General features: G+C 45.3%; 12 protein-coding genes. All 12 read left to right on the top strand.

Annotation, left to right across the window (positions count from 1 at the left end):
• The first annotated feature begins 82 nt into the window (after positions 1–82).
• The 12 genes from BN1234_RS09220 (at position 83) to BN1234_RS09165 (ending at position 11,803) form a co-directional block, all read left to right on the top strand.
• Positions 83–1,309 carry an Rne/Rng family ribonuclease gene (locus BN1234_RS09220; RefSeq protein ID WP_054956373.1) on the top strand — a complete coding sequence of 409 codons (1,227 nt, stop codon included), beginning with the start codon at positions 83–85 and terminating at the stop codon, positions 1,307–1,309.
• A 174-nt stretch (positions 1,310–1,483) separates the two neighbouring features.
• Positions 1,484–1,795, top strand: a complete 312-nt coding sequence (rplU, locus tag BN1234_RS09215; RefSeq protein WP_054956372.1) for a 50S ribosomal protein L21 — start codon at positions 1,484–1,486, stop codon at positions 1,793–1,795.
• A gap of 13 nt (positions 1,796–1,808) precedes the next feature.
• Complete coding sequence (locus BN1234_RS09210) at positions 1,809–2,153, top strand: ribosomal-processing cysteine protease Prp (protein ID WP_054956371.1); 345 nt, start codon at positions 1,809–1,811, stop codon at positions 2,151–2,153.
• A 5-nt stretch (positions 2,154–2,158) separates the two neighbouring features.
• Positions 2,159–2,470, top strand: coding sequence for a 50S ribosomal protein L27 (rpmA, locus tag BN1234_RS09205; protein WP_054956370.1), 312 nt, complete (start codon positions 2,159–2,161; stop codon positions 2,468–2,470).
• A gap of 148 nt (positions 2,471–2,618) precedes the next feature.
• The gene (locus tag BN1234_RS21855) at positions 2,619–3,359 is read left to right on the top strand and encodes a Spo0B domain-containing protein (RefSeq protein ID WP_082423149.1); all 741 of its coding nucleotides are present in this window, start codon (positions 2,619–2,621) and stop codon (positions 3,357–3,359) included.
• A 13-nt stretch (positions 3,360–3,372) separates the two neighbouring features.
• Positions 3,373–4,683: a GTPase ObgE gene (obgE, locus tag BN1234_RS09195; RefSeq protein ID WP_054956369.1), complete on the top strand. Its 1,311-nt coding sequence runs from the start codon at positions 3,373–3,375 to the stop codon at positions 4,681–4,683.
• Positions 4,684–4,919: 236 nt separating this feature from the next.
• Positions 4,920–5,357 (top strand): transcriptional regulator ThrR, encoded by a 438-nt coding sequence (gene thrR, locus BN1234_RS09190; protein WP_054956368.1) that lies wholly within the window; start codon positions 4,920–4,922, stop codon positions 5,355–5,357.
• A gap of 53 nt (positions 5,358–5,410) precedes the next feature.
• Complete coding sequence (locus BN1234_RS09185; protein WP_054956367.1) at positions 5,411–6,697, top strand: homoserine dehydrogenase; 1,287 nt, start codon at positions 5,411–5,413, stop codon at positions 6,695–6,697.
• A 68-nt stretch (positions 6,698–6,765) separates the two neighbouring features.
• Positions 6,766–7,839 (top strand): threonine synthase, encoded by a 1,074-nt coding sequence (gene thrC / locus BN1234_RS09180; protein ID WP_054956366.1) that lies wholly within the window; start codon positions 6,766–6,768, stop codon positions 7,837–7,839.
• Positions 7,836–8,804 (top strand): homoserine kinase, encoded by a 969-nt coding sequence (gene thrB / locus BN1234_RS09175; RefSeq protein ID WP_054956365.1) that lies wholly within the window; start codon positions 7,836–7,838, stop codon positions 8,802–8,804. Before thrC ends, thrB begins: the two co-directional genes overlap by 4 nt.
• Positions 8,801–9,685, top strand: coding sequence for a prephenate dehydratase (gene pheA / locus BN1234_RS09170; RefSeq protein ID WP_054956364.1), 885 nt, complete (start codon positions 8,801–8,803; stop codon positions 9,683–9,685). The genes thrB and pheA overlap by 4 nt, the downstream gene beginning before the upstream one ends.
• 345 nt (positions 9,686–10,030) lie before the next feature.
• The gene (locus tag BN1234_RS09165; RefSeq protein ID WP_054956363.1) at positions 10,031–11,803 is read left to right on the top strand and encodes a LysM peptidoglycan-binding domain-containing protein; all 1,773 of its coding nucleotides are present in this window, start codon (positions 10,031–10,033) and stop codon (positions 11,801–11,803) included.
• Positions 11,804–12,053 lie beyond the last annotated feature (250 nt).

Genomic DNA, 12,053 nt, shown 5'->3' with positions numbered 1-12,053 from the left:
CTCCATAGAAATGGTTGGTACATTCCGTTTGTGCTGACTCATGATTGAACATTAGAATAGTCTTCCATAAAGAGGTGAAGCCATGAAACAACTGATCGTTCACTGTGACCCGGAAACTATACAAATGGCCCTCGTCGATGATGGCAGGCTTGTTGAATATGCAGCTGAACGCGGACGGGAGCAAAGCGTTGTCGGCAGTTTTTATAAAGGAAGAGTAGTCAATGTGCTTCCAGGCATGCAGGCTGCGTTTGTGGATATCGGGTTGAAAAAAAACGCATTTCTATATGTGGATGATGTTTTACATCCTCATCTGGAGAAGCAGCCCAAGAATAAGCCTTCTATTACAGAACTGCTGAAGGTTGGACAAGAACTCATTGTCCAGGTGATGAAAGAACCGCGCGGAGGCAAGGGGGCAAGGGTCACCACTCATTACTCCCTGCCGGGAAGATGTATGGTATTTATGCCAAGATCAGATTATGTGGCTATCTCGAAGAAGATACAGCGGGAAGCTGAGAGGATTCGTCTCAAGACAATTGGTGAACAGATAAGAAGCGGTGAAGAAGGTATTATCATGCGAACGGTTTCTGAAGATGAGCCGATTGAGTTTATAAAGGGTGACCTGGAGCAGCTGCGTATGGAATGGGAACGAATTGGTGAGCGGGCAATAGCATCCGATACTCCATCTCTTTTGCACCGGGATTTAGGGATTCTTCAGAGGTTTATCAGGGATGCCTTCGATCCGCTCCATGATGAGCTGATCATTGACCGTGAGCTTGATGCTAAAGAAGCAGAACGTTATCTAATCGATATGGTGCCCGGAATTGAGCCTAAAGTTAAATATTACGAGGGCAATAATCATATTTTCCAGGTTTATGAGATCGAGGAACAATTAAAAAAGGGCTTTTCGCGCCAAATTTCACTGCCTGGCGGCGGAACGATTGTAATAGACCAGACAGAGGCCCTTACAGTTATCGACGTTAATACAGCAAGGTTTACAGGCGGGGATAATTTAGAAGATACAGTCACACAGACCAATCTTTACGCTGCCCGTGAGATCGCCCGAATTATCCGTCTCCGGGATATTGGCGGAATGATCATTGTGGATTTCATCGATATGGAGGAGGAAGAGCATCGACAAGAGGTTGTTGCTGCTATGGAAGAGGGTATCCGTAAAGACCGTACAAAAAGTTTTGTAGTAGGGTGGACAAAGCTTGGACTACTTGAGATGACTCGTAAAAAAGCTCGTGACAGCTCCTTTACTCCGTATTCCAAAACCTGCACGGTCTGCGGCGGGACCGGAAAGGTGTAAAATAGAGAAGAGTTATTGACGAATGGATAGGCTTTATGCTACAATCTTCAGGTATGTGTCAAGTGAGCAATTGCTTCACATGCTGTAACCGCTCCGATCGGGTATACAAGGACGGTCATTTAATGAACGGACACCTGAATTAGGCGAGTCTGAGACATGAGGAGGTGCAAGCAAATGTACGCTATTATCGAAACAGGTGGTAAACAATACAAAGTTCAAGAGGGCGACGTATTGTTTATTGAGAAGCTGAATGCAGGTGACGGCGAGAGCGTGACTTTCGACCGTGTACTGGCTGTTTCCAAAGAGGACGGTCTGGTAGCAGGTACACCAGTTGTTTCTGGTGCATCCGTAACTGCAAAGGTAGAAAAACACGGTAAAGGCCAAAAGGTCGTTGTATACAAATACAAGCCGAAGAAAAACTACCATAAAAAGCAAGGTCATCGTCAACCTTACACAAAAGTAACGATCGAGAAAATCCAAGCGTAAGAAGGTGCGGTAATTGATTACTGTACAGATCTCTCGCAAGGAAGACGGCCTAATCCATGGTTTTGAAGTCAAGGGACATGCAGGTTATGCTGCCCACGGCCAAGATATCGTTTGTGCTGGAGTATCCAGTGTGACAGTTGGTACGGTGAACTCTATTGAGTCGTTAACCGGTATCAGTATGGAGACCAAGATGAAGGGTGGATTTCTCAGCGGAATTGTTCCGCCGGTGAAAGACGAGCTCGTATCAGGTCAGGTGCAGCTTCTTCTCGAATCAATGGTTGTTATGTTGCAAGGAATTGCAGATTCATACCGTGAGTATATTCAAATACAAGAACACACTATTAAAAGAAGGAGGTAGACAACATGTTGAAATTGGATCTTCAGTTATTCGCATCGAAAAAAGGTGTAGGTTCCACAAAGAACGGACGTGACAGCCGCTCCAAGCGTTTGGGCGTGAAGCGTGCAGATGGTCAAGTTGTTTCTGGTGGCAGCATCTTGGTTCGCCAACGCGGAACGAAAATTCACCCAGGCACAAACGTAGGCATCGGTAAAGACGATACTTTGTTTGCGAAAGTCGAAGGCGTTGTGAAATTCGAACGTTGGGGTCGCGATCGCAAGAAAGTGAGCGTCTACCCGGTTGATATCGCTCCTGTAGCGGCTGCAGTAGAAGCGTAAGTCGTTTCTAATAAAGCTTACAGATGAGGAGTTCCGGCAACTTTGCCGGAACTTCTTTTTTTTATTGAAGAAGATGAATCCCTAATAAAGACTATGGTATACTGTGTTTTGATGAGCGTAACCAATTGTTGTGGAACGGGGAGAAAAGATGAATGCCTGGAAATGGATAGCGGCTGGTATTGGTTCATCATCTGTGCTGCCTGCAGCTTGGATGTTATGGCATCCTACATATGCAGCCGGAATATTTCTGACAATCTGGTCTGCAGTAGCATCACCTCTCGCTGCTTGGTATGTCTGGCATAGGGAATCCCGGATGAGGAAGATCAACCAGCGAAGTCTGGAGCAGCGCGCTATTCAGACATTGAACCACCACCGTCACGATTGGATGAATGAGCTTCAGATATTATACGGCTATATTCAACTCGGAAAGCTTGATAAATCAGTGCAATGTGTGGAAAGAATAAAGGAACATATGCTGCAGGATAGTAAAATCTCGAAGCTGGGCATTCCGTCTCTGGTATTCTATTTACAATCCTACCGTACTTTAAACACCGGACTGCAGTTGGATGTAGACGTTGTGGATCAAGTTCAACTGGAAGGGAAGCTATTGCCCAATACAGAAGAAGATTTTACTCAATCCATTATGCGAATTATACAGGTATTTCAACAGAGTGGAACTTCCACATGGGAAGAGGAGCGACTGTTGACCTTAACGTTTATGGAGCAGGATCAAGAATTAGTTGCCGAATTTGATGGGGAAGGTTCCTTTGGTGATTTAGACACACTAAGGCAGCAGATCGAACTTTCAGTGCAAGATAAAGAGATGCGTGTGGAACAGATCCATACAAGTAGTACGACGTATCGACTGTGTATACCGTATGTGATATGAGGAAGGTGAGTCCATGTTTGTAGATAAAGCGAAGATATATGTCAAGGGCGGAGACGGTGGCGACGGCCTGATTGCGTTTCGGCGAGAGAAGTATGTACCTGAGGGTGGTCCAGCAGGCGGAGATGGAGGTAAGGGCGGAGATGTAATCTTCCGCGTTGATGAAGGCCTTCGGACCTTGATGGACTTCCGTTACCAGCGGCATTTCAAAGCCAAACGGGGAGAAAAAGGCCGCAATAAAAGCCAGCATGGTGCAAATGCTGAGAATATGATTGTACGCATTCCTCCAGGCACTGTGCTTAGAGATGATGATACCGGAGAAACGATTGCAGACTTAACAAGGCACGGCCAACAAGTGGTTGTTGCTCGAGGAGGACGGGGTGGACGAGGAAATATTCGTTTTGCAACTCCGAATAATCCGGCTCCAGAACTCGCAGAGAATGGTGAAGAAGGACAAGAACGCTATGTCGTAATGGAACTTAAAGTAATGGCGGATGTGGGATTGGTTGGATTTCCGAGTGTCGGAAAATCCACATTGCTATCCGTAGTATCAGCAGCACAGCCCAAGATTGGTGCGTATCATTTCACTACGATCACTCCTAATCTGGGTATGGTTGAGGTTGGCGATGGAAGAAGCTTTGTCATGGCAGACCTGCCCGGCTTGATTGAAGGAGCACATGAAGGTGTCGGACTCGGACATGAGTTCCTTCGGCATGTGGAACGGACGCGTGTTATTATACACGTGGTTGATATGGCTGGCTCGGAAGGCAGAGATCCATTCGAGGATTGGCAGAAAATTAATGAAGAAATCCGGTTATATAATCCGTTATTGGCTGAACGCCCGCAAATTGTTGCAGCGAACAAAATGGACATGCCTGATTCGGAAGAAAACTTGGAAGCATTCAGAGAACAAGTTAAGGAAGTGCGTCCTGATCTCGAAATCATGCCGATTTCTTCACTAACACGCCAAGGTATCCAAGAACTTTTATACCGCGCAGCAGCTATTTTGGATGAAATTCCGGAAGAACCTGCTATTGAAGAGGTAGCAGAGGTTGCAGAGCGTAAAGTGTATAAGTTCGACAAGAAGGATGACAATGCGTTTACCATTACACGTGAAAATGAAATGTATGTCGTGCACAGCGATCGCATTGAACGTATGCTGAAGCGGATGCAGATGAACTCGCATGATGCGATATTAAAGCTTGCCCGTACACTGCGGCATATGGGAGTGGATGAGGAGCTTCGCCGTCGTGGTGCGAAGGAAGGCACCCTTGTACGCATCGGGGATTTTGAATTTGAATTTATTGAAGGCAGCAGTTACTACTAAGATATATATCGCTTAAACTCTGATATTGGAGTTTAAGCGATTTTTTTTTGCTTTCTTTTTATTTCGTATCCAAATCATACCTGTTTTCATATACAATTAATCTTAGTAGATTTCGGTTGAATCCGTGAACAGCAAAATGATTTTTTGAAAAAGGGCGCAAATGTATTGCCCTTGAACGGTTTATCCAGTATAATGTCCACTATACAAAAACACTAGTCTTTGAGGAGAGGACGTTTGTGAAAGAACGGTATTATCTAGTCCGTGAGGATATTTTACCAGAAGCCGTAGTCAAGACCATGCAGGTGAAAAGACTGCTCGCATCAGGTGATGTGAAGACCGTGCATGAAGCAGTGGAACAGGTTGGTCTGAGCCGGAGCGCATTTTATAAGTATAAAGACGGAATTCATCCGATTAACCAGTTGGAGCGGGATGAGATTGTCACGATTTCCATTGATATGGAACATCGTTCCGGCATGTTATCCGAGGTACTCGGTCTTGTCGCCGGACAAGGAGGTAATGTGCTGACCATCCATCAGAGTATTCCGCTTCAAGGGATTGCGAATGTCGTTATCTCGGTGGAAGTATCTCATTTGAATGAAGAACTGGATGACTTGCTCCATGGTCTCAGAAAGGCGATTGGTGTAAGAAGAGTCCAAATGATAGGTCAAGGATAAAATTCCGATATAGAATACAAGAACACTTGGAAACTCAGGAGGAGAAGTTATTCATGAAGCCGATTAAAGTTGGATTGCTAGGTTTGGGAACAGTAGGCACTGGTGTTGTTAGAATCGTTGAGGGTCATCAGGAGGATTTGAGCAGCCAAGTGGGATCCCCTATTATCATAGAAAAAATCGCAGTCAAGAATACCGAGAAAGAGCGGAGTGTAGCGGTAGATAATGCGAAATTGACAGATAACCCCTTGGATGTCATCCGCGATCCGGAAATTGATGTTGTTGTAGAGGTTATGGGCGGAATTGAACAGACGAAGGAATATATCCTGGAAGCTTTAGATCGGGGCAAGCACATTGTGACGGCGAATAAAGATCTGATGGCACTCCATGGCGCAGAGATATTGGCGAAGGCACAGGAGAAGCAGTGTGATGTATTCTATGAGGCAAGTGTGGCGGGCGGCATTCCAATTATTCGAACATTAATTGAAGGCTTCTCCTCAGATCGCATCATGAAAATCATGGGTATCGTGAACGGGACTACGAACTTTATTTTGACGAAAATGAGCCAGGAGGGTGCTTCCTACGAGGATGTTCTGGCCGAAGCCCAGCAGCTTGGGTATGCCGAAGCTGATCCAACGTCTGATGTGGAAGGCTTGGATGCTGCTCGTAAAATGGCTATTCTAGGTACACTGGGGTTCCGTACGAATGTTGAGCTGAAAGACGTAAGTGTGAAGGGTATCTCTCAAGTATCCAAGGAAGATATCCTTTACGCGAAGCGTCTGGGTTACGAAATGAAGCTGCTCGGTATTGCAGATCGTGAAGATGAGCAGGTCAGCATCAGTGTCCAGCCGACGATGGTCCGCACAAGTCATCCGATTGCTTCAGTAAATGGGGTATTCAATGCAGTCTATGTTTATGGAGAAGCCGTGGGTGAGACGATGTTCTATGGCCCTGGTGCAGGTGAACTGCCAACAGCAACCTCGGTTGTAGCTGATTTGGTCGCGGTTATCAAGAATCTGAAGCTTGGCGTGAATGGTTTGAAAGCTATTGTGCCTTATAAGGCCAAGAAGCTGAAGAGCGATGAGCAGATCAATTATAAGAACTTTATCCTGCTCCATGTTGCTGATAAAGCGGGTGTGCTTGCGCAAATTACACAGGTATTCGCGGAGTACGGCGTAAGCCTTGAATCTGTGGTTCAGCAGCCTAATGATCAAAATCCGGATGCAGAAATCATTATCGTTACACATAACGCCAGCAAAGCTAGTATGGATAAAGTTCTGAGTCATTTTGAAAGTCTGGAAGCGATTCGCCGTATCAAGAGTGTATACCGTGTTGAAGGTTAAGTGACTAGCGGGAGTTATTTCAACGGCTGATATATAAATATGATTTGAAGAAGAGGAGAAGAAGAGAGATGTCATATGAAGGTTTGATTCAGACGTATAAAGAATTTTTGCCAGTTAATGAGAATACGCCGCTGTTAACGTTAAAAGAGGGGAATACGCCTCTCATCCGGGCTGAAAACTTGTCCAAGGAGCTAGGAATAGATCTCTATTTTAAATTTGAAGGTTTGAACCCGACCGGTTCATTTAAAGACCGCGGAATGGTTATGGCCGTTGCTAAAGCTATGGAAGAAGGCAGCCGGTCCATTATGTGTGCTTCTACAGGCAACACCTCAGCTGCGGCTGCTGCATATGCTGCACGCGGCGGCTTAAATTGTATTGTCATTATCCCGAACAACAATATCGCGCTTGGCAAGCTGGCACAAGCCATGATTTATGGGGCTAAGGTTATTGCGATTGACGGCAACTTTGACAGAGCGCTCGAGATTGTCCGTGAAATTACAGCTAAACATCCGATTACTCTGGTTAACTCTGTAAATCCTTATCGGATTGAAGGTCAAAAGACGGCCGCATTTGAAGTGGTGGACCAGCTTGGCAAGGCTCCTGATGTTCTGGCTATTCCGGTTGGTAACGCCGGTAACATCTCGGCTTACTGGAAAGGGTTCAAGGAATACCACGCTGCCGGAAAAGCCTCTTCACTCCCAAAAATGTTGGGATTTGAAGCAGAAGGCGCTATGGCAATTGTGAAAGGCGAACCCATTCCGAATCCGGAAACGGTGGCTACGGCCATTCGTATCGGTAATCCGGCAAGCTGGAAAACAGCGGTTGCCGCAGCGAATGAATCTGGCGGGCAGATTAATTATGTGACGGATGAGGAAATTCTCGCGGCATATCAGGCAATAGCTTCTCGGGAGGGAATTTTTGCGGAACCTGGTTCTGCAGCTTCGATCGCTGGTGTATATAAAATGAAACGCGAAGGGTATTTCAAAGGCGGAGAAAGCGTTGTTTGCGTTCTTACAGGCCATGGTCTGAAGGATCCTAATATTGCAATCAAGACAGTCAATTCTGAGCCGCTTGTTGTTTCCGATACGGAATCAGCAGTTATGGATGCCATTGCAAAGCTTGAAGGAGCTGCTCGCGTATGAGTTTGTCCGAGAGTGTCCGGATCAGGGTTCCCGCCAGTACGGCTAACCTTGGTCCGGGATTTGACACCCTAGGTATGGCACTGTCTCTTTATGCGTGGATCGAAATGAAAGAGGAGGATCGAACTTCCTTTCAGCTGTTCGGCGATGAAATGAAGGGAGTACCTGAGGATAAAAGTAATCTAATTTATCAGGTTGCACAGATGGTTTTTGAAGAGGCTGGCATTTCTGTACCGGAGCTTTCAATCTCTATGTATTCTGAAATTCCGCTGACTCGCGGATTAGGCAGCAGTGCCTCGGCAATTGTAGGAGCATTAGCGGCAGCTAACGCATTGATCGGCTCTCCCTTGCCGCCTTCTAAATTATTTGATATGGCTACGAACCTGGAGAAGCATCCAGACAATGTAGGGGCATCTTTATTTGGCGGGATTATTGCCGCTGCCTGGGATGGAAGCCATGCGGATTATGTACGGATTGAACCGCCAGCTGACATGCAAACCTTAGTTGTGATTCCTGATTTTCAGTTATCCACCAGCAAGGCAAGAGATGTATTGCCTAAGCAACTCTCTCTCTCAGATGCGGTTTACAACATCAGTCGATCCTCTTTAATGACTGCTGCTTTAGCATCCGGACGCCTGGATTTAATCGGAGCAGCCATGCGAGACCGGATTCATCAACCTTACCGTGCAGGGCTAGTGCCGGGAATGGCTAGAATTTTGGATGAAGCCCCGAATCGAGGTGCACTGGGTGTGGCATTAAGCGGGGCAGGACCTACATTAATTGCTTTGATTGAGCGCGGGGACGAGCGTATTGAAGCGTTACAGACCTATCTAATCGAAACGATGAGAAATGAAGGAATCTCTGCATCATGTTTAATGCTCGAACCAGATCTTAAAGGGGTACAAGTGCTGGATTCATTACAGGGCACTTCATTTATGGATATGATTAGAGGGGAAGTTATTACATGAAACGTATAGCATTGCTGCCCTCGGGATCGGTTTCTCATGAAGCGATTCTGTATTTACTCAATGGCGAGCCTGTTGAACTCGTTTATCATAAACTGATATCTGATGTTTTCATGTCGACTGTAGAAGGGAAAAGCGACTATAGTGTGATACCTATCGAAAATACAATTGAGGGCTCAGTTAGCCTTCATATGGATTGGCTGGTTAATGAGGTTGATATTCCAATACAGGTGGAATGGGTATATCCTTCTATTCAACACCTGATTGGTGATGCTTCGGAGTTTAAGGCTGATGATGGAAGCGTTGATTTCAAGAAAATCAAAAAAATATATTCACATCCAGTTGCTAGCGCACAGTGCAGGCAATTTCTATCCCGATTTGCTCCGGAGGCTGAGCTGGAAGCTGTGGGCAGCACCTCTGAAGGCGTGAAGATCGTTAAAGAGAATCCAGGCAAAGGCTGGGCAGCTATTGGTACAACGTTAGGATCTTCTACACACGGACTGGATATTATGGCGGAAAAGATTACAGATCATGATAATAACTACACAAGATTCGTTCTGATCGGACGTGAACCGATTGAGATTCCGCGTTCACCCGCACTGGTAAAGACAAGTATTTTGGTTACATTGCCTGAAGATGTACCAGGTGCTCTTCATCAGGTGCTTTCAACATTCGCTTGGAGACGCTTGAACTTGTCGCGTATTGAGTCCCGTCCTACGAAAAAGAAGCTGGGTAACTATTACTTCTATATTGATGTTCTTGATTCGGCAGACTCTGTACTATTAACGGCAGCGATAGCCGAGGTGGAAGCTCTGGGATGCCAGGTTCGCCTGCTTGGTTCCTATCCAGGCTTCGTGTATGAGACTGAAAAATCTGAGGTCTAGTTCAGAATGGCTGAGTAACTCAAGGCTCAGGGATACCATTTTTATTATCAAAAACGGGGTTTTTACGCCGTCGCCGTGTTAAAAATCAGCCGGTCCGATTAAGCTTTGACTGTTAGATGTATTCTGGAACATCTTTGATAAAGACGGGCATAAGTATGGGAACCCTAAAATAATCAAGCAAGTACGGTATACGCCGGCTTAAAATTATCCCAATCCTTTCATCGTTATGAAAGGATTTTTTTTGTCATAAGGGATGTCAATCGCCCATCTGCTGCATAGGATGTATTAACGAATGTGGGCGAATTGCTTTAAGTCGCCTAATAGAGTGTAGGAGGTTTTAACGGCGTGAAAATACACATCGTCAAGAAAGGCGACTCCCTATATGAACTGTCTAAAAAATATGGAGTCCCTTTAGTAAAGATTGTGGATGCGAATCCTCAATTGGTAGACCCCAATAAACTAGACATCGGCGCAAAGGTGAAAATTCCAACAGAACCTGTTTCGGTGCCGGGGGGGAGTCAGCCCATCATTCATATGCATGCTGTAAAGCAGGGGGATTCTCTTTGGAAGCTCTCAAAGGCTTGGGGTGTTTCTCTGAAAGAGATTATTGACGCGAATCCACAGCTTAAGAACCCTAATGCACTGCTTGTAGGCGAGATTGTGAACATACCTGCTGCAGGGACGTTTACCCACACGGAAACTGGGCATCACACCGGGGGACATAAGGCTCAAAAGACAGTACCAGGAAGTAAAACGTACACAGGACCTAAGGAAGAAGTAACTGCTCCGAAAGAGGAAATCACGGCGCCTAAAGAAGAAATGACCGCTCCGAAAGAGGAAATCATGGCGCCTAAAGAAGAAATCATGGCTCCAACACAAAAAATGAATGTTCCTATGGAGGAAGTGGTAACTCCGGCGCCTAACATGCAAGTTTTGCCCAACATTCCAAACATGCCTAATATCCCAATGATGCCCAATATCCCAATGATGCCAGAGAATGAACCGAAGCCTGAGGTTAAGATTGTACCGGAAATTACGATTGCTCCTGAAATCACGGTAAAGAAGGAAATTACAATTATGCCTGAGTTAGTTGTAATGCCAGAAATGCCGAAGATGCCAAAGTTGCCCCCTGCTGAACCAATCTTTGAATCTAAACATTTCGAGAAACCAGATTGCAAAGAGATGCATTATAAACCCGTACATGAGCTATGTCCTCCTTTACCAAAGTGTCCTGAACATCATATGATTCAGCCATTTGGTTATTGTCCGCCTGAGTTTATGTTTCCGGTTGTTCCACAGACTATGTTTCCTGAATCTCCTTGCGGGTGTAAAGAGCATGCAGGGAAAGCGCATGATTGGCATGGAACTCAGCAGATGCACCCAGGTGAGAACGATAACCTGTCAGGATGGGGCGCCCCTACATCATATTATCCAGGGATTACAGAACAGCCCATGACTACAGAGTATTCTCAGATGAATATCATGGAACCATATACAGCAGGAGTTGCCTCCAATACTCAGCATCCATATACATCGCCAATGGAACAGCACTATAATTTCAATCTTAATCCACCCGGCATGGGAATGGAACATATGTCAATGAAGCCTTCTTGCGGTTGCCACGGCATTAAAGATGATATGTCACCAAATGAACAAGTATCAGACCCAAATTTAAGTTGGGGTACGATGAATCCGTATTATCATTCGCAGCACTATTCTCATCCTTATCCGCACCACTTTCAACACGACTATACACATCACCAACCACACCAAAGTGGCTATGGGCACTATCCGATGACTTCTAGTTATGAGGAGATGAATTCCCCTTACCCGTGGCATGGAGAGAATGAAAAACAACCGGGAAATGAAAAACATCCCCAAAAGGATTGTGGATGTCATGGGCGTCAGGACGAGGGAGGAACGGCCTACAATAACGCAGATGCAGATTCAGGACTGACAAAAGAACTGTCTTTGAAGGAAGATCCAGCGGTTAATAAGAAGCCGGAAGTAAAAGTATCTCGTGAAGAGCGAACCAAAGCCAAGTCGAAATCCATGACCAAGAAGACCTCTGGACGGACTCGGAAGCCTATACGCAGCAACCCATGGATAAAAGGGTAATGACAAGGGAAAGTTATGTTTTAAGTATTAAGCAAGACAGGCGAATAACCTGTCTTGCTTTGTCTCGTTAACTTAGTTTTAATGGAATATTTTGTTTGTTGCATATTATTTTCAATGCGTGGTATATTATAAATCCAGTCGCGATATGATAGTTTGAGAGGCTGGGCGTGAGAGTTTTGATGAAGTGAAACAATAAAAACTTCTTAAAAAAACTCTTGCAAAATGAAATTGAGTGTGATATGATATAAAA

This window comes from Paenibacillus dakarensis (assembly GCF_001373415.1).
GTDB classification, from domain to species: domain Bacteria; phylum Bacillota; class Bacilli; order Paenibacillales; family Paenibacillaceae; genus Paenibacillus_AQ; species Paenibacillus_AQ dakarensis.
Note: the sequence above shows the minus strand (reverse complement) of the source record. Positions and strands in the feature narration are given on the sequence as shown.

Coding starts and splice junctions, on each gene's coding strand:
- BN1234_RS09185 (WP_054956367.1), top strand. CDS start 5,411: ATGAAGCCGATTAAAGTTGGATTGCTAGGTTTGGGAACAGTAGGCACT.
- thrB (WP_054956365.1), top strand. CDS start 7,836: ATGAGTTTGTCCGAGAGTGTCCGGATCAGGGTTCCCGCCAGTACGGCT.
- thrC (WP_054956366.1), top strand. CDS start 6,766: ATGTCATATGAAGGTTTGATTCAGACGTATAAAGAATTTTTGCCAGTT.
- rpmA (WP_054956370.1), top strand. CDS start 2,159: ATGTTGAAATTGGATCTTCAGTTATTCGCATCGAAAAAAGGTGTAGGT.
- BN1234_RS21855 (WP_082423149.1), top strand. CDS start 2,619: ATGAATGCCTGGAAATGGATAGCGGCTGGTATTGGTTCATCATCTGTG.
- rplU (WP_054956372.1), top strand. CDS start 1,484: ATGTACGCTATTATCGAAACAGGTGGTAAACAATACAAAGTTCAAGAG.
- pheA (WP_054956364.1), top strand. CDS start 8,801: ATGAAACGTATAGCATTGCTGCCCTCGGGATCGGTTTCTCATGAAGCG.
- BN1234_RS09220 (WP_054956373.1), top strand. CDS start 83: ATGAAACAACTGATCGTTCACTGTGACCCGGAAACTATACAAATGGCC.
- obgE (WP_054956369.1), top strand. CDS start 3,373: ATGTTTGTAGATAAAGCGAAGATATATGTCAAGGGCGGAGACGGTGGC.